Source organism: Marinobacter sp. PE14, assembly GCF_053566155.1.
In genome coordinates, this window is sequence record NZ_JBQXNY010000006.1 from 48,144 (window position 1) to 69,847 (window position 21,704).

Here is a 21,704-nt window from a genome sequence, read left to right on the forward strand (position 1 = left end):
CACCATGGCACTGTTGGAAGTAAAAGATCTGGATGTGCGCTTCGCCGTGCGCGGCGGCGACCTGACAGCGCTACGCGGCATCAGTTTCACCCTGGACAAGGGGGAGCGGCTGGGTCTGGTGGGGGAGTCCGGTGCCGGCAAGTCGGTGGCTGCCTTTTCCATCCTCAACCTGATTGCCCAACCCGGTTACATCGCCGGCGGGCAGATCCTGTTCGAGGGCAAGGACCTGGCCGCCATGAGCGAGCGGGAGCTGCGCCGAATCCGTGGTAACCGTATCGCCATGATCTTCCAGGATCCGATGATGACCCTGAACCCGGTGCTCACCATTGGAACCCAGATGGTGGAGGCTATCCTGGCCCATCGGAAAATCAGTAAAAAAGAAGCTCGTGCCATTGCTCTGGACCGGCTGCAGAAGGTGCAGATTCCGTCGCCGGAGAAACGTCTGGACCAATACCCCCATGAGCTATCCGGAGGCATGCGTCAGCGGGTGATCATTGCCATCGCCCTGCTGCTGGATCCGGAAATCATCATCGCCGATGAGCCTACGACGGCTTTGGATGTCACCATCCAGGCGGAAATCATGGACCTGCTGTTGAACCTGTGCGAGCAGGAGAATGTGGCGTTGATGCTGATTACCCACGATCTGGGCGTGGTCTCCCAGGTGACCCAGAGGATGCTGGTCATGTACTCCGGCCGGATCATCGAGCAGGGGCCGACCCGGGAAATTATCAACGATGCCCAGCACCCCTACACCCAGGGCCTGATCAACGCGCTGCCCCAGATGGGCGAGCCCGGCGAGCGGCTGTTCCAGATTCCCGGCTCCATGCCGTCACTGAAGAACGTGCCCTCGGGCTGTCCGTTCCACCCCCGCTGCAACTTCGCCACCGAGCAGTGCAAGCAGGCAATGCCGGAGTATGTGCGCTCGGGCAATGTGAATGTGGCCTGTTACGAAGTCGCCAACCTGATTGAACAGGAGAAACGCATGCAGGAGGCCGAATCATGACCTCCCCTCTGGTAAGTATCCGCGGTCTCGAGAAACGCTTCGACCTATCCGGCAGCCTGCTGGAGCAGATCACCTTCGAAGGCGGGCGTTTCCGCCGCAAACAGGAGGCTGTCCACGCCATCAACGGCGTGGACCTGGAAGTGCAGAAGGGCGAGGCCCTGTGCGTGGTGGGCGAATCCGGCTGTGGCAAGTCGACCGTGGCCCGAACCGTCATGGGCTTGCTCTCGCCCAGCGCCGGCGAGATCCACTACGACGGTCAGCGTATCGATAATCTCGAGCGCAAGGATTCTCTGCCCTACCGTCGCAAGATGCAGATGATCTTTCAGAACCCCTATGCCTCCCTGAACCCGCGCATGACCATCCAGCAGACCCTGGAGGAGCCGATCCGGTTCCATCATCCGGACTGGTCGCAGGTCCAGGTGCGGGACAAGATCCACGAGGTGATGCATTCGGTGGGCATTGATCAGGACTGGGGCAACCGCTTCGGCCACGAGTTCTCCGGTGGCCAGCGCCAGCGGATCGCCATTGCCCGGGCCCTGGCGGTGGACCCGGAGTTCATCGTGGCCGACGAGCCGATCTCGGCCCTGGACGTGTCCATCCAGGCCCAGGTGCTGAACCTGCTGATGGACGCCCAGGAAAGCCGGGGCTTGACCTACCTGTTTATTACCCACGATCTGGCGGTGGTGGAGCATTTCGGCACCCGGGTGGCGGTAATGTACCTGGGGCGGGTTTGTGAGCTGGCGGATACAAAAACGCTGTTTTCCGCGCCCCGGCATCCCTACACCCAGGCGCTGTTGTCGGCCATTCCGAAACTGGAGGACGACCGCCCCAACCACATCCGCCTGAAAGGAGAGGTGCCCACGCCGGTGAATCTGCCGTCGGGCTGCGTATTCCATGGGCGGTGCCCCTATGCCAACGAGCGATGCCGGCAGGAAGTGCCCCAGTTGATCACTACCGATGGCGGAACTCAGGTTGCCTGTCACGCGGTGGAAGAGGGCAGGTTGTAACGGCGCCGCTGCGATAGGCTATGATGCCAGCAGCAGAATTCGCATCGATACAACGACATACCCTCAGGGGACTCCATGGAAGTACGCTGGTTGGAAGATTTTCTGGCGCTTGCCCGTACGCGCCATTTCTCACGTGCTGCCGAGTTGCAGCATGTGAGCCAGCCTACGTTCAGCCGCCGGATCAAATTATTGGAAGAAGCCATGGGTAGCACGCTGGTCAACCGCCAGACGCTGCCACTCTCGCTGACGCCCGCTGGCGAAATATTCCGGGAACTGTGCGAGCGGATCACCCGGGATGTCCGGGATACCCGTGATCGAATCAGCGCCCTTGAAGCCGAGGTGTCGGCAAGGATCAGTGTGGGTTCCACGCAGGGTCTGTTTTCGCACTTTTACCAGGGCTGGGCGAAAGACGCGGGCATTGCCGAGCGTTTGCAGCTGAACCTGAATGCCACCAGTTGGGTTGGCGAACAGTTTCTGGAAGCGCTGGACAGTGGCGAGTGTGATCTGGTGCTGTGCTACTGGCATCCCGATCTGCCCTGGGGCGGGAGGCTGACTGCCGACAATTACGACTGGCTGGTGCTGGCTCGCGAATCTCTGGTTCCGGTCAGTGTTGCTGACGATCAGGGGCATCCCCGGTTTGCCTTGCCCGGCAGCCCGGAACAGCCCGTGCCGCTGATTGCTTATCACAGTCGTGGTTTCCTGCAATCGGCAATTGAGGGCCATCTTGCCCGCAGCAGATTGACCGCCAATCTGTTACCTCTGAACGAGAACACCCAGTCCGCCAGCATCAAGGCACTGGTGAAGCAGGGTTTCGGCATGGGGTGGTTGCCCCGGCGAATGACGGAAAAAAGCGAGCAGTTCGGGAGTCTGGTGCGAGCCGGTGACGAAGGCTGGGATGTCCCCCTGGAAATTCGCCTGATCCGTCTCCGTGACACCCGCTCGGACGATCTTTTAACGCTCTGGAAAACACTGGAAGATGGCTATGCCTGATGATGCCCTGTCGTTGCTGCAGACTGATCACCTGAAAGAACTGCAGGCCCGATACGAATCGGCCCTGGCAGAGCATGGCTACGACAGCCTGCTCATCGCTTCTGGCGCCGCGCCTTACCGTTATGGAGATGACCAGGCCTGGCATTTCCAGGGTTATGGTCCGTTTCTGCACTGGACCGGGATGGCCGGTCGCGAACACTGCTGGCTCTGGATCCGGACCGGGCACAAGCCCGTGCTCTGGCTGTTCGAGCCGATCGACTTCTGGCACGCCAACTCGCCATTGACGGAAGAGCCCTGGCAGCAATTCATCGAGGTTCGCAGCAGTGCCTCACCCGAGGCACCGTTGCTGGATGATCCCGAAAGCCTTGCGGTGATCGGGGATCCTGCCCTGATTTCGAATATCCCGGGTGAGAAAAACCCGGAGGCCCTGCTGCGGGAACTGGATGAGACCCGCGTGCGCAAAACCTCGTATGAAATCGAGTGTCTTGCACAGGCCAACAGACTGGCTCTGGCAGGCCATGCTGCGGCCCGGGATGCGTTCCTCGCCGGTGAGAGCGAGTTTGGCATCAACCTGGCCTACCAGCAGGCGACTGGTCAGCGGGAAGCCGAAGCGCCTTATCACAGCATTATCGGCCTGAACGAGCACGCCGGCACCTTGCACTACCAGTATTACGATACTCAGCCTCCGGGGCAGCCCCGCAGTCTGCTGATCGATGCCGGGGTCCGTTTTCGGGGATACTGCTCCGATATCACCCGCACCACGGCAGGCCCGGAAGAGTCGCACTTCGCGGCGCTGATCCACGGTCTCGACCGACTTCAGATCAGGCTCTGCCATATGGTCGCGCCCGGGGTGGACTACATCGACATCCATCGCAAAGCCCATCAGGGGCTTGCTGCCCTGCTGTCGGCCACCGGTCTGGTCACCGGCCTGGACGACGCGGACATTGTCGAAAAAGGCATCACCCGTGTGTTCTTCCCCCATGGCATCGGTCATTTTCTGGGCGTCCAGGTTCACGATGTGGCTGGGAAACCAACGCCGCCTCCGGAAGACGCGCCATTTCTCCGCCTGACCCGCCGGCTGGAATCCGGCATGGTGGTAACCATCGAGCCGGGTCTTTATTTCATTCCTTCCCTGCTGGATCCGTTGCTGGAAGGGGAGTTGGGGCAGCACCTGAATCGGGAGCTGATTGGCCTTCTGAGAGGCTGCGGGGGTATTCGTATCGAGGATAACGTGGTGGTCACCGAGGCCGGCTCCCGGAATCTGACCCGGGGTTCGTGAGTCTCGCAACGCAAAATGTTGCACAAATTTAAGCCAGAAAGCTTGCATTTCTAGATGACAATGACAATAATTATCACTAACTTTTATTGCCATGGGTGAGTCACTGCTATGTACGTTTGCCTTTGCCACGGCGTAACCGACCGGGAAATTCGCCAAGCTGCCGATAACGGCGTGTCATCCATGCGCCAGCTTGGCAAAGAGCTGGGCGTGGGCACCCAGTGTGGACGCTGTGCCTGCACTGCACGCGAAATCCTGCGCGAGAGCCGCACGCCCGACTACCTGACCATGGCCAATATGCTCGCCCAGCCTGCCTGACCGGCACGATTGTCCGGTTCTATTTTTCTCCTGTCCGATAAGGGGCTATCCTAAGAGGCTGATTCATTCGGCCATCAGGGAGCCCGACCATGAAAGGCGATAAAAAGGTCATCCAGCACTTGAACAAGGTCCTCGGTAACGAGCTGACCGCGATTAACCAGTACTTTCTCCATTCCCGCATGTACAAGGATTGGGGCATTGCCAAGCTGGCCGCCAAGGAATACGAAGAATCCATCGACGAGATGAAGCATGCAGACCAGCTTATCGAGCGGATCCTGTTCCTCGAAGGCCTGCCCAATCTCCAGGATCTGAACAAATTGCTGATTGGTGAGAACGTCGAGGAAATGATCTCCTGCGATCTCAAACTGGAAGAAATTGCTCACACTGACCTGAAAGAAGCGATCCTCTACTGCGAGGAAGTGCAGGATTTCACCAGCCGTGAACTTTTCCGCAGCATTCTCGATAGCGAAGAAGAGCATATCGACTGGCTGGAAACCCAGCTGGAAATGATTTCCCAGATGGGTATCCAGAACTACATCCAGCTTCAGTCATCCGCCGCGGAGTAACTCCAGACAATGGACTTGTCCTGTTTTAAAGCCTACGACCTGCGAGGCCGGGTACCGGACCAATTGAATCCGATCCTGGCTGAAAAAATCGGACGCGCCTACGTGGAAATCACCGGTGCGAAGAAAGTGATTGTGGGCTACGACATTCGTCTCTCCAGCCCTGACATTGCCGAAGCGCTCAGCTCCGGATTGATGGCCGCCGGTGCAGACGTGTTCGATATCGGCCTGTGCGGCACCGAGCAGGTGTATTTTGCCACCAGCCATTACAAGATGGACGGCGGCATCATGGTGACTGCCAGCCATAACCCCAAAGATCACAACGGCATGAAAATGGTCGGCCCTGAGTCCCGGCCTATCAGCTCCGACAACGGCCTGAACGAAATCCGCGACCGGGTGCTGGAACCGTTCGGTGATGCACCCCAGCAGGGCCGCTACGAACCGCTTGAGGTGATGAGCGCCTATGTGGACCATCTGTTGGGATACATCGATGCCGGCTCTCTCAGCCCGCTGACCATTGTCTGCAACGCCGGTAACGGCGGCGCCGGCCTGGTGATCGACGAACTCGAACAGCACCTGCCCTTTGAATTCGTGAAAGTGCACCACCAGCCAGACGGCCATTTTCCCAACGGCGTACCGAACCCAATCCTCCCGGAAAACCGGGCGGCGACGGCCGACGCCGTTATCGCCGAAGGCGCCGCCATGGGCATCGCCTGGGATGGTGACTACGACCGCTGCTTCTTCTTCGACGAAAACGGCCGTTTTATCGAGGGGTACTACATTGTTGGTTTGCTTGCAGACCAGTTCCTGCGCAAAACTGGCGGCGGCAAAGTCATCCACGACCCCCGTCTGACCTGGAACACCCTTGATCTGGTGAAAGCCGCCGGTGGCGAAGCTATCGAGAGCAAGACCGGCCACGCCTTCATCAAACAGAGAATGCGTGACGAAGATGCCGTGTACGGTGGCGAAATGAGCGCCCACCACTACTTCCGCGACTTCGCCTATTGCGACAGCGGCATGATCCCCTGGCTGCTGGTCGCCGAGCGCCTCTGCCAGTCAGGTCAGACCCTGTCGTCGCTCATCGACGCTCGAATCGAAGCCTACCCGGCCAGCGGCGAAATCAACCGCACCATCGCTGATCCTCCCAAGGTCATCGCTGCAATCGAAGCCAAATACAGCGTTGGCGCCAAGAACGTCAGCCACGTGGACGGCGTAAGCATCGAATTCGACGACTGGCGCTTCAACCTGCGAATGTCCAACACCGAGCCGGTTGTGCGCCTCAATGTAGAATCAAGGGCGAATATTCCGTTGATGGAAGAAAAGACGGAAGAGTTGCTGGCTGAAATGCAGAGATTGAATGAAGAGGGTTAGCGCTGCAGCTTGGGGCCGATCGGCGCGGTTCCCCTTCCTGAAACTGTGCGGAGCCATGGATGGCGGAGCCCAAGCGCCACAGGGATGTGCCGCAAGGAGCGTGTTTCAGGAAGGGGAACCGTGACGAGCGGTCTTGCACCGAAGCGTCAAGGCAAAGTCAGAGCCAGTCGTTCAGCATAATCCCGATACCGAACCGCTGAATCCGGTGGTTATAGTCGATCAGACTCTCCCCATACCCGTTGTAGTACTGGAAAAACCCCTTAACCGTATCCCCCACCGGGAAACTGTACCCGAACTCCACCGACGTCTTGTTATCATCCGACCGTAGATTATTCATCAGGCGCAACGAAAACGTCCGATCCTCGGTCAGCTTGTATACCGCATGGTAATTGGCATACCCCAGATAGCGCTCGATATCCGCGTTATCATCCTCACTGCTCTCGGGAATGCGATACCAGGGCTGAACCATGAACAGCCAGCGATCATAGCTGTAGGCGGCAGAACCGATTATCCGGTTCCAGCTTCGGGAACGAGGATCCGACTGGCCGTTGGACTGATGGTTGAACCCCAGAGTCAACCCGTTTAGTCGGCCCGGTCCGATATCCCAGTCGGCCTGGTATCGGGCAAATATCTCCGGCTCGTAGTTGGTCTCCCGGAAAGGCGCGGAGTCGTCCTGGTTGTACACCTGCCAGAACGAGGTCTGGGTATAGCCAAACCAGAGCGTTGTGCGGTCATCCAGAATCCCCGTCAGCAATGGTACCTTGAAACTGATCTGGTACTTGGCTTCTTCGCGCTCCAGGTCGTAGTCATAACCGATGGACCCGAGCCGGGGGCTGGATGGTGATTCGTTCGGGTCTTTCACCCAGCTCACCGGCAGGATGTAGGTGGGCCGGTGCCCCACAAAGCTGCCAGAGAAGGAGAACACGGCTTTCTCGGCCGCCACATAGCGGTCCACCAGCGCAGACATGACCCCTGCGTCGGAATCGCCTTCCAGGCCATTGCCGGCAACGGCATCTAGATCTTTACCATTGGGCGCCAGTTGCTCCGCGCTCTTCTCGGCCTGTTCTTTGGCGCTTTCCGATGCCTGGGCCTGGCTCTCTGTAGGTTGGTAGAGACTGTCAAAACAGGCCAGTCGCTTGATGCCATCGTCAATCAGTGCGCATTGTTCGGGCGAATCAATGGAGGGCGCTTCCTCAGTCTGTGCCGCCACGTTTACAGGCACCGACAGCATCAACGAGAGCGTAGTGATGGCCTTGGGCGGCGCCAACAGGTGTGGGGATGTCATCGGGTGCTCTCCTAGCTGGCGGTCAGACTGAACCAGGTGTTGGCAATGCCATAGATCCAGACGCCGATCAACGTGACGGCCAGAAGTGAGAAAATAACCTTGTGCTTGAACCGGTTGCCACTTTCTGCCGAGGCTACCCAGCGCAGGTACATTAGCCCGATGAAACTGATGAAGACCCCGAGGCTGGCGAAGGCTGGAATCAGCAGCCAGCCGGCGCTGATGGTTTGGCCGTCGCTGGTCTGGCTGGAAAACCACCCCATGGAAGCCAGCAAAACAGCAAGCGCCGTAAATTCAGCAATCAGTAGCGGTTTGCGCAACGGGTGGGGTGAAGTCGGTTCCGAATTGGTCATTGAAACAGGTCCTGAATGATGAAACGTCGGCGAACACCATGGTAACCGGATTGTTCGCGAAACACCCTCTGACTTACGAAATCGCAATTAAAATGGTTGAAATCAATTTATGATTTTGCTGTTTGGTTTTTTTGCCGTGTTTCAGTCGCTATAATGCGGCGACCGAAGATTATAACGCTCAAATGCGAGGTGCATTGTGAAGATGAAGAGAGTCCTGGCTGCTGTATTGGTCGTTGCAGGCCTGACAGCTGGCGCCGTAATGGCAAGCGTCGAAGATGAAATCCGTGCACGTATCCAGCCGGTTGGCGAAGTGTGCCTGCAGGGTGACGAATGTGGCAGTGCCGCTGCTCCGACCGAGACCGCCAGCTCCGGCCCTCGTTCAGGCAGCGAAGTATACGACGCTGTGTGCATGGCCTGTCATACCACTGGCGCTGCTGGCGCACCTGTAATTGGTGATGCCGATGCCTGGGCTCCTCGCATCGATAAGGGGCTGGACACCCTGGTCAGTCACGCGATCAATGGCTTTAATGCCATGCCGGCCAAGGGCGGTTGTGCAAGCTGTCCGGATGAGGAAATCCAGGCGGCTGTCGAGCACCTGGTGGCAGAAAGCGAGTAAGGCAATTTTGAGTAAAAGAAAAGCCCCCGACGTTCGGGGGCTTTTTTCTTATGGCCGTTCGGCCTTCCGGTTTTAGGGGTCAGGGCAGCGGTTTACGCCTCAGCTCGCCGTCAATCGTTGCGGTCTCGCCCGTTGCGGTTTGAAGGGTGATCGACCAGCCCTGAAGCTCTTTTCCCTGATGGTGCATGCTTTCCGTTGCTTCCAGGCGTGGGTCCAGCCAGCCAAAACTGGCACTTTGTGACAGTATTGCCCAACTGTCACTCTCCTCTTCGGGCGTTCCCGAGAGCGTAGGGGCGTTTGGCAGGGAACGCCAGCTCGAGCTGTCGGTATTGACCATAACGGTCTTGCCAGTAAACCTGAGAAAAGCCTCGTCTTGGGTTCCAAGTACTGTAAGCGGAGTGTCGCCCCGATAGCTCAACAGGATGCCCGGGCGTGGGGCATCCAGAATCATGGCGTTCAAGCCCTGAATATTCGGCTGCACGGTAATGCGGGCCTGTACGATTTCAGAGGGAGCGCCCTCTGTGTCAGGTGCCCCGTGCGCCCCTGCTGGCGCAGGGGTCATCAGGGGCAGCAGGCCGAACAAAACCAGTGGCAACCCGCCAGTGCTGATTCCTCCGTTTTTCATAAGGTGACTCCCGTTGTCTGGTTAAAGAATCTCAAGTGTTGATTCGATAATTCCGTCGGCAGTCGTGGTGTCACCCGCCACCTGTGTTGGCGCCATGCATTCGAGGTTTTCATTGACCACGGTGATCGGAGCCGACACAGAAGGCACCCGCCCTTCACTGGTCTCTTTGCTCACAAACAGCATGTATTCGCCGGCGGGGACGACATTGTGGTTGTCCGGCATTGTCAGGGTCAGCTTGTTGCCATTGCCTCGTTCCATGATCAGTTCGATGGCGCGCTGGTCGCCATCAATCACATGAGTCATCACCGTTCGGCGAACCAGCAGCGCCTTGTCGATCTGATCTGCCTGATCGACCTTGATGTTAAAGCGATCACCCGCGGTCAAGTTGCGAGGCGCGCTCTGGATCTTCGGGCGGTCATCACGCATGGCGTAGGGCGGAGTGTAGATTTCGAAGCTCGGGTCGCGACCGTCATAGGGTGCCAGGCCGAAATCCTGCAGGTCCACGAAAGTCAGATACGCAGTGTTGATTGGCGAATGACCGGCAATCATCACGCGCCCGTCCTCCATCAGTACAGCCGTATTGTGGTAGGTCCGTGCCCGGTGGCCTGTGGCCATTTCAGTCCAGGTTCCCGTTTCGGGATCAAACCGCTCGGCCGTGCGGATCGGGCCCTCAAGACCGGGTGCCACGACGCCATCGCGGTTGCCGCCGCTGAATGCCATGACGCTGCCATCGGGCATGAGAACATTGGTGCCATACCACCGGGGCTGGTTAAGCGAACCCGTGAGGCGTGACTCGTAGCCAATATCATCGCCGTTGGTGGTGATGCGGTCGATCCGGCTCTGGTCCGTGGGCAGGTAGCCGCCGGGATTGGTCAGCAGAGCGTAGCTCGGCACGCCTCCGGCAGTCAGAAGCTCGACGTCGGTGTATTCACCGTTGGCGTTTGGCTTCAGGGGTAGCATTGTTGAGGATGTGGAGCCGCGCATGCCACCGGCAATGGCCATACGAAGGTTGTCCTCTGAAACGCCCAGCTCTGCGCCGCTTTCCAACAGATCGGACGGAGCTTCCAGCACGTCGCCCAGAAGCGAACCGACTTGGTCCAGGGAAAGATTGGTGATGTTCAGTGTACTGCTAAGCTGGCCAAGACCGATCTCGTCGAGTCTCAGGGGCAGTCCGGCATACCCGATATCGTTCCAGCGCTGTGTGCGGGGATTGTAGCTCGCGACGATGTTCCACAAGGCCTGGTCATACCCCTGGCCGAAGGGATTGAACGCCTGACCGCCTGCGTTATAAAACACGTGGCCGTTCGGCAGGAGGTGCATGCGGGGATAGAGCGGCAATGATCTGTCGGCGGTCGAAGGATTCTCCCTCCAGACACCTTCGCACGGGTCGTAGGTTTCCGTTTGGACCACGTTGCGGCCGCTATTCAGAGGCTCATCCGGGTAGACGGGCTTCAGGAGCTTGGTGACACCGCTGGCCACAAAGATGTCGCCATTGCCCAGTGTGACAAGCGACGGGTACCAGCGGCCATAGGCCATGTCGCCACTTTGCCGCCAGGTGTTGGTGGCCTCATCGAATATCCGGGAATTCTTGATACCTTCCAGCTCGGCAACACCCAGCGGCAGTCCATCTATGCCGGGCTCCGAGTAATAGTCTGTGCCGCCGACGGCCATGACATCGCCGTTGGCGAGGCCGATAACGTCCGAGCAGAACAGGGCGCCGTCGTTCTTGCTAGTGTTGTCTGCGGTATCAATCACGCCGTCGAGTCCGGTGCCGTTGAGCAGGGTTTCGCTGTCATTACCGTTTGGGTTGGCACCCGCATCCAGAGGCGATGGTTTCAGCCAGGACGGGTTGTCGTTTTCATCCAGAGACAGTACCCGCGTCTGATCGTTGACCGAGACTTCGCCGAATTCCGCGATGATGGAAAGTTCGACGTTTTCCGTTCCCTCCAGCGCGTTCAGGTAGAGCAGGCGACCATCTTTCAGCAGCGCCATGGTCCCAGCGGCCGGCTTGCATTCATCCATGCCATCGGCGCGGGTTATGCATTTTTCGTCGGTTTCAACAGCCTCACCGTCGACGATGATGGTTGGTTCCGCAAAAGGTTCGCTGAAGTAGCCTTTTGCCGGATCTCGTTCTTCATTTGTCTGCACGGTTGATTCATCGGTAGGCGATCCAAGCAGGCCGCCAAGCAGACCGGCGCTGGCTGGCGTGGCCCAGGCCGTGATGAGAATGAGGGAGCCGGTAAACTGACACAGGCGATTGGAATATCGGGACATGAAGCCCTCCTGATCTTGTTGTTGTCGAAACGGGATGTGGTATCCCGTTTGCAGAAACGGATCAGGAGCGTCAAAAGTTGCAGTGATTGTAAAAAAAATTGAAATCTACAGGCCGAGGTCGCCCAGAAGGGCACTGAGAGTCGCTTTTCCCTTTTTCTGATTGGCTTCCACATCCAGGTCGCCGGTACCTTCCCACTTGAGATCTTCTTCGGGCAGCTCATCAAGAAACCGGCTCGGGATGGTTTCCAGTTTTTCCCCATACTGTTTCCGGGTAGCCGCATAGGTCAGCGTCAGCGTTTCCCGGGCGCGGGTAATGCCCACGTACATCAGTCGCCGCTCTTCCTCGATGTTGCCTTCCTCGATGCTGCTTCGGTGGGGCAGGATTTCCTCCTCAAGCCCCATGATGAATACATGGGGGAATTCCAGGCCCTTGGAAGCGTGCAGGGTGAGCAGCTGAACCTTGTCGCTGTCGTCGTCCTCTTCCCGCTGTTCCATCATGTCCCGAAGGATCAGTTTGGTGATGGCATCTTCGATACCGAGCTCATCGGCCGTGCCCTTGCCGTCATCAAGCATGCGCTGGATGGACTCCACCAGATACCAGATGTTCTCCATCCTTCGCTCGGCCTGCTTTGGGGTGCCGGAGTGCTGGTGCAGCCACTCCTCGTATTCGATGTCCGTGAACAGTTGCTTGATCACCGGTATCGGATTCTCGCTGTGCAATCGCTCGCAGGTGGCATCTACCCAGTGGGCAAAGCGCCGGAGACGGTCCAGGCCCTTCTCGGTCACGTGGGTCTCTGCGCCCATGTCACCCAGGGCCTTGAACAGGCTGATATTTCGAGAGCGTGAATAGTGGCTGAGCTGTTCAAGGGTGCGCGGGCCGATTTCCCGGCGCGGCACGTTCACCACTCGAAGGAAGGCAGCGTTGTCGTCGGGATTGATCAGCAGGCGCAGGTAGGACATGGCGTCCTTGATCTCGTTCTTCGAGAAAAACGACTGGCCGCCGGAGATGCGGTAGGGGATCTGGTAGGCCTGCAGCTTCATTTCCAGCAGTCGTGCCTGGTGGTTACCCCGATAAAGCACGGCAAAGTCCCGGAAATCGAGGCCTTTCTTCAGCTTCTGGTCGAGGATCTCGGTGGCCACCCGGTCGGTTTCCGCGTCTTCGTTGCGGCAACGGACAATCCGGATTTCCTCGCCGATGGTGTGATCACTCCATAGCGCCTTCTCGAACACGTGGGGATTATTGGCAATCACTGTGTTGGCACTACGCAGGATCCGGGCAGTGGACCGGTAATTCTGCTCAAGCTTGACGATTTTCAGGCTCGGGAAGTCTTCCTTGAGCTGGGCAAGGTTTTCGGGCCGGGCACCGCGCCAGGCGTAGATGGACTGGTCGTCGTCTCCAACCACGGTAAACGCGGCCCGTTCGGCCACCAACTGCTTGACCAGTTCATACTGGCACACGTTGGTGTCCTGGTATTCATCCACCAGCATGTAGCGAATCTTCCGCCGCCATTTCGCGAGCACGTCCGGATTTGAGCGGAACAGCATCACGGGAAGCAGGATCAGATCATCAAAATCGACCGCGTTGTAGGCCTTCAGGTATTCGTTGTATTTCTTGTAGATGATGGCGATGCGCTGTTCCCGCTCATCCGCCGCCTTGCTCAAGGCCTCGGCCGGCCCCCGCATGGCGTTTTTCCAGGACGAGATGGTCATCTGGATGTCGTTGAGCTCGTCCCCGGCCTCGGCGCTGGCTTCCCGGAGCATCAGATCCTGTAACAGGGCCTTGGCATCCTCGGCATCGAAGATGGAAAAACCGGGGTGGTAACCGAGATGCGTGTGCTCTTCCCGGATCATATTGAGGCCAAGATTATGAAAAGTGGATACAATCAGGCCCCGGGTCAGCTTTCTGTCGACGATTCGGCCAACCCGCTCCTTCATTTCCCGGGCGGCCTTGTTGGTGAAGGTGACTGCAGCAATATGACGCCCCGGGATTCCGAGTTGCTCGATCAGGTAGGCAATCTTGCGGGTAATCACGCTGGTCTTGCCGCTGCCTGCGCCGGCGAGTACCAGCATCGGGCCATCGGCATAGCGGACTGCTTCGCTTTGTCTCGGGTTGAGCTTGTTCACAAATAAATGGCCAGAATGGAACGAAATGGGGATGACGGACGTGGACTTATTCTACACCAGACAGAGTTACTGTACCTTGGGGATCTATCGACTATGATTAATAGAACGGACTCGGTTGTTCACGCATAAATGGATCCTGCTTGATGACACTGCCACTGGAAACCATGAGGCCCGGACAATTGCGCCTGTTGGTCCTGACACCAGATTACGCTGATTTTCTCTGGCTGAATGCTCTTCTGGCGGGTGACGTCGACATCAGTGCGGACGCAACCTGGTGCCCGGACCTGGTTGATTGTGATGATCTGATTCGCAACGCCAGTTTCGATGTCATCGTCTGGGATTGCGTGTTCCACGGTGGCTCAGAGGCGTCTTTCCTTCAGTATCTGGCGGTTGCCAGCAATGAAAAGCCCGTATTGGCCCTGAGTGCCGAGCTGCCGATGGAACGCGCGCCAGAGCTGCTGGCAGCCGGCGCCGCCGATTATCTCTCTCGTCAAACTCTGGACCACTGGAATTTCCGTCGGGCCGTGAAGTGCCTGTGGTACCGGGATCAGTTGTCCGAGTCTGCCCATGGCCAACTGGGCCGCGAAGTCGCCACCGGTTTTATCAACCGGGACCTTTTCTTCGATCGTCTCCAGCAGGCCTTGCTGCGGGCCGAGCGTGCAGGCCACCGGCTGGCCTTGTTGCATCTCAACATCGATGACTTCCGCAGCATTAACGAATCGTTTGGCTACCAGAAAAGCGACCAGTTGATGATGAAGCTGGCAGAACGGCTTCGTCATTCTCTCAGGCGCGTCGATTCGCTGATGCGTATCGGGGGTGACGAGCTGGCTATTATTGTCGAAAAGGTCGAGGACTCCCTCGATATTACCCAGATTATCCGCAAGGTGGTTAACGCCCTAGATGAGCCGGTTACGATTGATGGCCAGACGGTCGTTGTCAGTGCCAGCCTTGGCGTCGCAACCTACCCGGAAGCCGGAGACAGCGCCGAAAATCTGTTGCGCCGGGCCAACCGTGCCATGTTTGAAGCAAAACGTGACCCGGGCACCAGCTACCGTTTTTACGACCGCCAGTTGCACATTTCCGCCGGTTACCAGCTTCGCCTGGAGGCGGACCTCCGCAACGCCCTGCGGGGCAAGGAACTGGAACTTTACTATCAGCCCCGGATTGATCTGGCTACCGAAGAAGTCCGGGGCGTGGAATGCCTGCTACGCTGGAATCATCCGGAGCGTGGGCTGGTGGGGCCGGACGAATTCATCCCGGTGGCCGAGCGCAGCGGGTTGATCGTGCCCATTGGCTACTGGGTGATCGAACAGGCCTGCAAACGCTTGCAGGAATCCGCCGAACTTGGCTTTCCCGGTCTGGTGTTCGCCGTCAACCTGTCATTCCGCCAGTTTCACGATCGCAAGATGACCGAAACCATTTTTCGCATCATCTTCAACGCCAACGTGGATACCAGTCTGCTGGAGCTGGAGCTGACCGAGAGCGCCATGATGCATGACCCGGAGTATGCCCAGCGCTGCCTGCGGGAATTGAACCAGCTGGGTATCAGTTTTGCCCTGGACGATTTTGGCACCGGCTTTTCATCGTTGAGCAATCTCCAACATCTGCCTATCTCGCTGGTGAAGATCGACAAGTCGTTTGTGCAGGAGTTGGGTAATTCTGCAGACGCCGAACACATTATCCGGGCCATTATCAGTCTGGCCCACAGCTTGCAGATCAGCGTGGTCGCCGAGGGCGTGGAAACCGAGGGGCAACTGGAGTTTCTGCGCCAGCAGCACTGCGATGAAATCCAGGGCTATTACTACGCCCGGCCCATGCCCTGGGCGGATCTTGTGCAATTCCTGAACAAGCGGGGCCAGGCCGCTTGCCTGCAGCAGTAAGCCGCTGTACCTTTGCTGGTTTATTGGCAAAGCATCAGACAGAGGTTGCATGAACAGTATCTCCAGGCGTATCGCCGAGGAACTCGGTGTCCGCGAGCAACAGGTTAATGCCACCGTCGAACTGCTCGACGAAGGCGCGACCGTTCCGTTTATCGCCCGCTACCGGAAAGAGATCACAGGCTCACTGGACGACAGCCAGCTGAGGAACCTGGAAGAGCGTCTGCGCTATCTGCGGGAACTGGAAGACCGTCGTGCCACCATCCTCAAAAGCATTGAGGAGCAGGGCAAGCTGACCGATGAACTCAAGGCCAGCATCAACGAGGCGGATGCCAAGAACCGCCTGGAAGATCTTTACCTGCCTTACAAACCCAAGCGCCGGACCAAGGCCCAGATTGCCCGGGAAGCGGGTCTGGAACCGCTGGCTGATGCGCTCTATGACGATCCGACTCTGGACCCTGAAACTACGGCCCAGGGCTACCTGAACAAAGAAGCAGGCGTGGACGATACCAAGGCTGCCCTGGATGGCGCCCGCTACATTCTGATGGAGCGCTTTGCCGAGGATGCCGAGCTGCTGGGCAGTCTGCGTGACTTCATCTGGCAGGAAGGCCAGCTGAAAGTTACCGTGGTGGAAGGCAAGGAGAATGAGGGGGCCAAGTTCCGTGATTATTTCGACCACGTTGAGCCCCTGAAGAAAGTTCCGTCCCATCGTGCCCTGGCCATCCTGCGCGGCAGGAACGAGGGCGTTCTTGGCTACACGATTGTTGTCGGTGATGCCGAGGATGATCGCCGTGCGCCCCACCCGGCCGAGCAGCGCATCGCCGCTCGCTGGAATATCCGGGACAATGGTCGTGCCGCCGACAAATGGCTCTCGGACGTGGTTCGCTGGACCTGGCGGGTGAAACTCTCCACCCAGATTGAAACCGATCTCATGGCACAGGTCCGCGAAGCGGCGGAAACCGAAGCCATCAACGTGTTCGCCGCCAACCTCAAGGATCTTCTGCTGCTTGCGCCGGCCGGTCCACGTCCGACCCTGGGCCTGGATCCAGGGCTACGCACCGGTGTGAAAGTGGCTGTTATCGATGGCACTGGCCAGGTGGCCGGCCATGGCGCCATCTTTCCCCACGCGCCGCAGAACCAGTGGGACCGTTCCATTGAGCAACTGGCGGCCTGGTGTCGGGAATACAGGATCGAACTGGTGGCCATTGGTAATGGCACCGCTTCCCGGGAGACGGAGAAGCTGGTCGGCGACCTTAGCAAGCGTTACCCCGAACTGAAGCTGGCCCGGATCGTGGTCAGTGAGTCCGGCGCCTCGATCTATTCAGCATCCGAGTTTGCCTCCAAAGAACTGCCCGATCTGGATGTCACCATCCGTGGCGCGGTATCCATCGCCCGCCGGCTGCAGGATCCGCTGGCGGAGCTGGTAAAAATCGAACCGAAATCCATCGGGGTAGGGCAGTACCAGCACGATGTGTCGCAGGTGCAGCTGTCCCGAAGCCTGGATGCCGTGGTGGAAGACTGTGTGAATGGCGTGGGCGTGGATCTGAACACGGCCTCAGCGCCATTGCTGGCCAGGGTTTCCGGCCTGAACCACACCATTGCCCAGAACATCATTGAGTTCCGCAACCAGAACGGCATGTTCCGCAACCGGAAACAGCTGCTCAAGGTCACCCGGCTCGGTGACCGCACGTTTGAACAGGCGGCGGGCTTTCTGCGCATCGCCGGCGGCGAGAATCCCCTGGACCGGTCATCTGTGCACCCGGAAGCTTATGGCGTGGTCGAGGCCATCGCCAGGAAAAATAATCGCGAAGTGGGCGATATCGTCGGCGATTCTTCTTTCCTGCGTGGTCTGAATCCCCAGGATTACGTAACAGAACAGTTCGGTTTGCCGACTATCAAGGACATCATCTCGGAACTGGAGAAACCGGGCCGGGATCCGCGCCCGGAGTTCAAGTTTGCCAGCTTCGAGGAGGGCGTTGAGACCCTCAATGATCTCAAGCCCGGGATGGTGCTGGAAGGCTCGGTGACCAACGTCACCAATTTCGGCGCGTTCGTAGATATTGGCGTGCATCAGGACGGCCTCGTGCATATTTCTGCGCTGTCCCACACGTTTGTCAAAGATCCCCGTGAGGTGGTCAAGGCCGGGGATATCGTCAAGGTCAAGGTGATGGATGTGGATATCCCGCGCAAGCGAATTGCCCTGACTATGCGTATGGATGATCAGCCCGGCGAGAAAAATGAAGGCAAGCCTATGGCTGCCAACCGCTCCGGAGCCAGCCGCAAGGGCGGAAACCGGAATGCCGGTAATGGGGGTTCCAGTCAGAAATCCCCGCAGGGCGCCATGGCTGGTGCGCTGGCCCAGGCACTTGCCTCGGCGCGCAAGGACAACTGACGGGTTTACAATCTTTTCACCGGCCGGTTGTGCAAACTAGCAAACCGGCCGCAGCAGGAGTCGACCATGGCTGAATCCCGCCATTCCGTATTTCGTCAGTTCGCTGCCAGCGACTGGGATGGTTTTCTCAAGGGTGTCGAAAAAGAAGGGCTGCGGGTGGATCGCAACGGCTTCATCGCCCAGACCCCGCACCCCGAAGCCCTGGGGTCGGCGCTGACCCATCCGAGGATCACCACCGACTATTCAGAGGCCTTGCTGGAGCTGATCACGCCGGTGTTCGACAGCACGGCAGGCATGCTGAAATCGCTGCGGGATACCCACACCTTTGTGCAGCAGAACCTGGGTGACGAAGTGTTCTGGGCAACAAGCATGCCCTGTGAGCTGGATGGCGACCCGAGTATCCCCATCGCCGAGTATGGCAGTTCCAATATTGGCCAGCTCAAGCACGTCTACCGGCAGGGGCTGGCCGTGCGCTACGGCCGCATGATGCAGAGCATCGCCGGCGCCCACTACAATCTGTCCCTGCCTGACAGTTTCTGGCAGAAGTGGCAGGAATTGCTGGGCAACGAACAAAGCCTGAAAGACTTCAAGTCGGACCAGTATTTCTGGCTGATTCGCAATTTCCGCCGCCGTAGCTGGCTGCTGATGTTGCTCTTCGGTGCCTCGCCAGCGCTGGATGCCAGCTTTGTTGCCGGCGTGAACCATGATCTCTCGCGATTTGATGAGCGCACCTGGTTCGGTGAGTATGCAACCTCTTTGCGGATGGGCGATCTGGGGTACCACAACAACGCGCAGGCCTCCCTGAATATCTGTTTCAACGAGCTGAGCACCTACACCCAGACTCTGGATCGGGCCATTCACACCACCTGGCCGGCGTATGAGTCAATTGGCATCCGCCGGGGCGACCAGTTCATCCAGATCAACACCAGCGTACTGCAGATCGAGAACGAGTATTACAGCGCGGTGCGCCCCAAACGCACGACGCAGCGGGAAGAAAAGCCCATCCAGGCCCTTGAATCCCGGGGTGTGGAGTACATTGAGGTGCGATGTCTGGACCTTGATCCCTTCTCGCCGGTTGGTGTGAACGAGGCCCAGATTGACTTCCTGGATCTGTTCCTGCTCGACTGCCTGTTATCAGATTCCCCCCGAATTGGCGATGCCGAATGTGAGCGCCTGGATGACAACTACAAGGATGTGGTCGCCAATGGGCGTTATCGCGAATTGGCGCTTTGCCGCGGCGGGCATCGTACTCCGGTGTCAGAGGCTGCGAACGACATTCTGTCGCAGCTGGAGCCCCTGGCGGAACTGCTCGACAGCTGGCGGGGTGATGACACCTACCGCAACGCCCTGGCCACCCAGCGCGAAGTGTTGACCGGTGAGTGGACCGTGCCGTCTGCCCGGGTTCTCGATGCCATGCGTTCCTCTGGCCTGAGTCACCGGGAGTGGGGCATGGAAATGGCGCGGCAGCATCAGCAGAGCCTGAAGCAGGAAGGTCTTGGTGCCGATGTACGCCGGGCGTTTGAGGCCATGACGTCAGAATCGCTGACCGAGCAGGCCGAAATGGAACAAGCCGATACCCTGTCGTTCAGCGAGTTTCTGGAGCAGTACCTGCGCTCTTGAGTGGTGAGTTTGGGAGTCGTCGCAGGAGTCTGCGGACCTGACGCACAGAAACCGAACAAAGATTTGTCTCCCTCCGGTCCGGCTGTTAATTTTTGTAACATCAGGATCGGGAGGGGATTGCTATGGCAAGGGATATTAAACTCGGCTGGGACGTGGAAGCCCTGAACAAGGCTTACCGTCAGGGCTATATGGCTGCCAACATGGGCATGGACAAATCCCGCTGCCCCTATCGTGGTGAAGTCGTTATTGCGGCCTGGGAAGCCGGTTGGGATGATGCCGATCAGGTGGCCCGTGATGACCGCGACCAGTCAGACGATCTGTTCTCGCGGATTGCCTGAACTACTGGCCGGTTCCAGCCTCACTTCTGTACCACAAACTCCGTAAACAGCACGCCGGCTATGCTTTCGCCGGTCTGCTGCTCCTCCAGTATCGCATTGATTCGCTGTTTGGCTTCTTCGCGCAGCGCCTCCTGGCCTTCCATTGAGGTGAGGCGATCCGTATCGGTTTGCTCTCCAAACAGCATGACCAGTTCGTGTCGCAATCGGGGCATGTGAGCATCCACGGCAGGCCTTGCGCTCGCGCTGTTGGCCCGCAGACTGACCGCGGCTTTGAGATAGGTTGGCTTGTTGCCGGGCGTGCCCACGTGGGTCACGAACGGTGGATCCATGCTGATGTAGTCGGTAAAGCTGCTTTCTTCTTCAGCCACGTCCTCTTCGGTATTTTCCTCATCCTGGGAAACGGCCGGCAAAGAGATCGTTGCGAACAACAGAAAAAGAAGCGTCAGAACAGATTTTGGCTGGCGTGTCATAGGCTTGAAGTTGATCGTGGTTTAGGGTTAAGTGACGAGAATAGCAGGCCCAGTGGCCGCTTGCAGTTTCAATTCACGATTCGAGGTGTTCTTTTGACCAGCAGATGGGTTTTCGGGCTTATTTTCCTTGTATGTGCCGCACTCCTTGGTGTGGCTTTTTATATGGAGCATGTAATGGGGCTCGAGCCCTGCCCGCTTTGCTGGTTACAACGTTTCGGCTTCATGGGCGCCGGGCTGGTCAGTTTCCTGGCTTTTCTCCAGGGCCCCACCGGATTCGGCGTTCGGATCTACGGTTTCCTGCTGGTGCTGACCGCCGGAGCAGGACTGGGTGTCGCCGGGCGGCAGTTGTGGCTGCAGAGCCTGCCGGCGGACCAGGTGCCGGCATGCGGGCCTTCGGTGGACTACATGCTGGACGTCTTGCCGTGGTTTGAGGTCCTTTCTACCGCGCTCCAGGGCACCGGGGACTGCGCTGAAGTGGTGTGGCGGTTCCTGGGTTTGAGCATTCCCGGCTGGACCGCTGTATTTTTCTCGCTGCTGGTCATCACCGGTCTGGTTTTGATGTTTCGCCGGCAAAAACCCCGGGAATGGATTCGAGGCTGAAACGGTTGCGGGGAACAGCAGCCATGGGGTAACTTGATCCAAACCTAATAAAAATCAAAACCGAAACAGAAGTAGCTAAGACAAGCGGAGAACAGGCGTCATGTTAGAAAATTGCCGAAATGCCAGGGAGCGCTGGGGTGGCGTCAGCGAGCTGATTGATCGCTGGCTCAAGGAGCGTCAGGAGCTTCTGGTGCATTACTGCGACCTGTCCGGAGAAGGCGACTTCTCGCAGACCGAGGCATTGAGAGAAAAGTTCGTACGCCTGTGTGAAGTTCTGGTGGATTACGTGTCTACCGGTCATTTCGAGATCTACGAGCAGTTGGTGCGAGAGGCCCGGGAATTCAATGATGGCGGGCTGGAACTGGCTGCCAAGGTTTACCCCCGGATTGAGCAGACCACCGAGGTTGCCCTCAACTTCAATGACCGTCTGGATGGCCGGGATTTGTCCGAAGAGGATGTCAAAGAACTGTTCGGTGAATTGTCGAAGCTGGGTGAAACCCTTGAGACCCGGTTCGAGATGGAGGATTTCCTGATCGAGCATCTGCACAATGCCCATGCCGGCAAAGTAGCCTCTGCCTGAGAAGTCCCCGAATAAAAAAGCCCCA

Annotated in this window: 20 protein-coding genes; 14 read left to right on the forward strand and 6 right to left on the reverse strand. The window is 58.3% G+C overall.

The features are described 5' to 3' along the window. Positions 1 to 4 precede the first annotated feature (4 nt). The 7 genes from ACWJ62_RS17525 (at position 5) to ACWJ62_RS17555 (ending at position 6,528) form a co-directional block, all read left to right on the forward strand. On the forward strand, positions 5 to 1,003 hold the full coding sequence (locus ACWJ62_RS17525; protein ID WP_449287350.1) for an ABC transporter ATP-binding protein: 999 nt from the start codon (positions 5 to 7) through the stop codon (positions 1,001 to 1,003). Beyond that, the gene (locus ACWJ62_RS17530) at positions 1,000 to 2,010 is read left to right on the forward strand and encodes an ABC transporter ATP-binding protein (protein WP_449287351.1); all 1,011 of its coding nucleotides are present in this window, start codon (positions 1,000 to 1,002) and stop codon (positions 2,008 to 2,010) included. Before ACWJ62_RS17525 ends, ACWJ62_RS17530 begins: the two co-directional genes overlap by 4 nt. Before the next feature lie 75 nt (positions 2,011 to 2,085). Continuing rightward, a complete protein-coding gene (locus tag ACWJ62_RS17535; RefSeq protein ID WP_449287352.1) occupies positions 2,086 to 3,000 on the forward strand; it encodes a LysR family transcriptional regulator in 915 nt (304 codons plus the stop codon). Then, positions 2,993 to 4,279, forward strand: a complete 1,287-nt coding sequence (gene pepQ, locus ACWJ62_RS17540; protein WP_449287353.1) for a Xaa-Pro dipeptidase — start codon at positions 2,993 to 2,995, stop codon at positions 4,277 to 4,279. Before ACWJ62_RS17535 ends, pepQ begins: the two co-directional genes overlap by 8 nt. Before the next feature lie 108 nt (positions 4,280 to 4,387). Next, complete coding sequence (locus tag ACWJ62_RS17545; RefSeq protein WP_449287354.1) at positions 4,388 to 4,594, forward strand: bacterioferritin-associated ferredoxin; 207 nt, start codon at positions 4,388 to 4,390, stop codon at positions 4,592 to 4,594. An 89-nt stretch (positions 4,595 to 4,683) separates the two neighbouring features. Further along, positions 4,684 to 5,160 (forward strand): bacterioferritin, encoded by a 477-nt coding sequence (gene bfr, locus ACWJ62_RS17550; RefSeq protein WP_349520715.1) that lies wholly within the window; start codon positions 4,684 to 4,686, stop codon positions 5,158 to 5,160. A gap of 9 nt (positions 5,161 to 5,169) precedes the next feature. Beyond that, on the forward strand, positions 5,170 to 6,528 hold the full coding sequence (locus tag ACWJ62_RS17555; protein WP_449287355.1) for a phosphomannomutase: 1,359 nt from the start codon (positions 5,170 to 5,172) through the stop codon (positions 6,526 to 6,528). Between the two features lie 157 nt (positions 6,529 to 6,685). Here the strand turns inward: ACWJ62_RS17555 and ACWJ62_RS17560 are convergent, their stop codons facing one another. Both ACWJ62_RS17560 and ACWJ62_RS17565 read right to left on the reverse strand, forming a co-directional pair. Continuing rightward, positions 6,686 to 7,813 carry a phospholipase A gene (locus ACWJ62_RS17560; RefSeq protein ID WP_449287356.1) on the reverse strand — a complete coding sequence of 376 codons (1,128 nt, stop codon included), beginning with the start codon at positions 7,811 to 7,813 and terminating at the stop codon, positions 6,686 to 6,688. Between the two features lie 11 nt (positions 7,814 to 7,824). After that, positions 7,825 to 8,163: a hypothetical protein gene (locus ACWJ62_RS17565; RefSeq protein ID WP_014575826.1), complete on the reverse strand. Its 339-nt coding sequence runs from the start codon at positions 8,161 to 8,163 to the stop codon at positions 7,825 to 7,827. Positions 8,164 to 8,365: 202 nt separating this feature from the next. Here ACWJ62_RS17565 and ACWJ62_RS17570 point away from each other — a divergent pair, with 202 nt between their 5' ends. After that, positions 8,366 to 8,779 carry a c-type cytochrome gene (locus ACWJ62_RS17570; protein WP_449287357.1) on the forward strand — a complete coding sequence of 138 codons (414 nt, stop codon included), beginning with the start codon at positions 8,366 to 8,368 and terminating at the stop codon, positions 8,777 to 8,779. Positions 8,780 to 8,858: 79 nt separating this feature from the next. On the opposite strand, the gene ACWJ62_RS17575 is transcribed toward ACWJ62_RS17570, so the two are convergent. The 3 genes from ACWJ62_RS17575 to rep all read right to left on the reverse strand — a co-directional run bounded on the left by ACWJ62_RS17575 (position 8,859) and on the right by rep (position 13,802). Then, positions 8,859 to 9,404 (reverse strand): hypothetical protein, encoded by a 546-nt coding sequence (locus tag ACWJ62_RS17575; RefSeq protein WP_449287358.1) that lies wholly within the window; start codon positions 9,402 to 9,404, stop codon positions 8,859 to 8,861. Between the two features lie 21 nt (positions 9,405 to 9,425). Then, positions 9,426 to 11,678, reverse strand: coding sequence for a galactose oxidase-like domain-containing protein (locus tag ACWJ62_RS17580; RefSeq protein ID WP_449287359.1), 2,253 nt, complete (start codon positions 11,676 to 11,678; stop codon positions 9,426 to 9,428). Between the two features lie 105 nt (positions 11,679 to 11,783). Then, positions 11,784 to 13,802 (reverse strand): DNA helicase Rep, encoded by a 2,019-nt coding sequence (gene rep, locus ACWJ62_RS17585; RefSeq protein ID WP_449287360.1) that lies wholly within the window; start codon positions 13,800 to 13,802, stop codon positions 11,784 to 11,786. 143 nt (positions 13,803 to 13,945) lie between these two features. On the opposite strand from rep, the gene ACWJ62_RS17590 reads away from it, so the two are divergent. From ACWJ62_RS17590 to rmf, 4 genes are all read left to right on the forward strand, one after another. Beyond that, on the forward strand, positions 13,946 to 15,682 hold the full coding sequence (locus ACWJ62_RS17590; RefSeq protein WP_449287361.1) for an EAL domain-containing protein: 1,737 nt from the start codon (positions 13,946 to 13,948) through the stop codon (positions 15,680 to 15,682). A 49-nt stretch (positions 15,683 to 15,731) separates the two neighbouring features. Then, a complete protein-coding gene (locus ACWJ62_RS17595; RefSeq protein ID WP_449287362.1) occupies positions 15,732 to 18,071 on the forward strand; it encodes a Tex family protein in 2,340 nt (779 codons plus the stop codon). Positions 18,072 to 18,137: 66 nt separating this feature from the next. Then, entirely contained in the window at positions 18,138 to 19,691 is a 1,554-nt protein-coding gene (gene gshA / locus ACWJ62_RS17600) for a glutamate--cysteine ligase (RefSeq protein WP_449287363.1), read from the forward strand. Between the two features lie 122 nt (positions 19,692 to 19,813). Then, positions 19,814 to 20,029, forward strand: a complete 216-nt coding sequence (gene rmf, locus ACWJ62_RS17605; RefSeq protein ID WP_449287364.1) for a ribosome modulation factor — start codon at positions 19,814 to 19,816, stop codon at positions 20,027 to 20,029. A 20-nt stretch (positions 20,030 to 20,049) separates the two neighbouring features. On the opposite strand, the gene ACWJ62_RS17610 is transcribed toward rmf, so the two are convergent. Further along, on the reverse strand, positions 20,050 to 20,499 hold the full coding sequence (locus ACWJ62_RS17610; protein WP_449287365.1) for a flagellar basal body-associated FliL family protein: 450 nt from the start codon (positions 20,497 to 20,499) through the stop codon (positions 20,050 to 20,052). Positions 20,500 to 20,592: 93 nt separating this feature from the next. Here ACWJ62_RS17610 and ACWJ62_RS17615 point away from each other — a divergent pair, with 93 nt between their 5' ends. Together ACWJ62_RS17615 and rsd are read left to right on the forward strand one after the other, a co-directional pair. Continuing rightward, complete coding sequence (locus tag ACWJ62_RS17615; protein WP_449287366.1) at positions 20,593 to 21,099, forward strand: disulfide bond formation protein B; 507 nt, start codon at positions 20,593 to 20,595, stop codon at positions 21,097 to 21,099. A gap of 100 nt (positions 21,100 to 21,199) precedes the next feature. Next, positions 21,200 to 21,679, forward strand: a complete 480-nt coding sequence (gene rsd / locus ACWJ62_RS17620) for a sigma D regulator (RefSeq protein WP_449287367.1) — start codon at positions 21,200 to 21,202, stop codon at positions 21,677 to 21,679. Positions 21,680 to 21,704 lie beyond the last annotated feature (25 nt).

What these genes read in the sequence shown, in the direction of transcription:
- rmf (WP_449287364.1), top strand. Translation starts at nt 19,814, where the DNA reads ATGGCAAGGGATATTAAACTCGGCTGGGACGTGGAAGCCCTGAACAAG.
- ACWJ62_RS17565 (WP_014575826.1), bottom strand. Translation starts at nt 8,163, where the DNA reads ATGACCAATTCGGAACCGACTTCACCCCACCCGTTGCGCAAACCGCTA.
- ACWJ62_RS17525 (WP_449287350.1), top strand. Translation starts at nt 5, where the DNA reads ATGGCACTGTTGGAAGTAAAAGATCTGGATGTGCGCTTCGCCGTGCGC.
- ACWJ62_RS17535 (WP_449287352.1), top strand. Translation starts at nt 2,086, where the DNA reads ATGGAAGTACGCTGGTTGGAAGATTTTCTGGCGCTTGCCCGTACGCGC.
- bfr (WP_349520715.1), top strand. Translation starts at nt 4,684, where the DNA reads ATGAAAGGCGATAAAAAGGTCATCCAGCACTTGAACAAGGTCCTCGGT.
- ACWJ62_RS17595 (WP_449287362.1), top strand. Translation starts at nt 15,732, where the DNA reads ATGAACAGTATCTCCAGGCGTATCGCCGAGGAACTCGGTGTCCGCGAG.
- ACWJ62_RS17580 (WP_449287359.1), bottom strand. Translation starts at nt 11,678, where the DNA reads ATGTCCCGATATTCCAATCGCCTGTGTCAGTTTACCGGCTCCCTCATT.
- ACWJ62_RS17575 (WP_449287358.1), bottom strand. Translation starts at nt 9,404, where the DNA reads ATGAAAAACGGAGGAATCAGCACTGGCGGGTTGCCACTGGTTTTGTTC.
- ACWJ62_RS17560 (WP_449287356.1), bottom strand. Translation starts at nt 7,813, where the DNA reads ATGACATCCCCACACCTGTTGGCGCCGCCCAAGGCCATCACTACGCTC.
- ACWJ62_RS17570 (WP_449287357.1), top strand. Translation starts at nt 8,366, where the DNA reads ATGAAGAGAGTCCTGGCTGCTGTATTGGTCGTTGCAGGCCTGACAGCT.
- rsd (WP_449287367.1), top strand. Translation starts at nt 21,200, where the DNA reads ATGTTAGAAAATTGCCGAAATGCCAGGGAGCGCTGGGGTGGCGTCAGC.
- gshA (WP_449287363.1), top strand. Translation starts at nt 18,138, where the DNA reads ATGGCTGAATCCCGCCATTCCGTATTTCGTCAGTTCGCTGCCAGCGAC.
- ACWJ62_RS17610 (WP_449287365.1), bottom strand. Translation starts at nt 20,499, where the DNA reads ATGACACGCCAGCCAAAATCTGTTCTGACGCTTCTTTTTCTGTTGTTC.
- ACWJ62_RS17545 (WP_449287354.1), top strand. Translation starts at nt 4,388, where the DNA reads ATGTACGTTTGCCTTTGCCACGGCGTAACCGACCGGGAAATTCGCCAA.
- ACWJ62_RS17555 (WP_449287355.1), top strand. Translation starts at nt 5,170, where the DNA reads ATGGACTTGTCCTGTTTTAAAGCCTACGACCTGCGAGGCCGGGTACCG.
- ACWJ62_RS17590 (WP_449287361.1), top strand. Translation starts at nt 13,946, where the DNA reads ATGACACTGCCACTGGAAACCATGAGGCCCGGACAATTGCGCCTGTTG.
- ACWJ62_RS17530 (WP_449287351.1), top strand. Translation starts at nt 1,000, where the DNA reads ATGACCTCCCCTCTGGTAAGTATCCGCGGTCTCGAGAAACGCTTCGAC.
- pepQ (WP_449287353.1), top strand. Translation starts at nt 2,993, where the DNA reads ATGCCTGATGATGCCCTGTCGTTGCTGCAGACTGATCACCTGAAAGAA.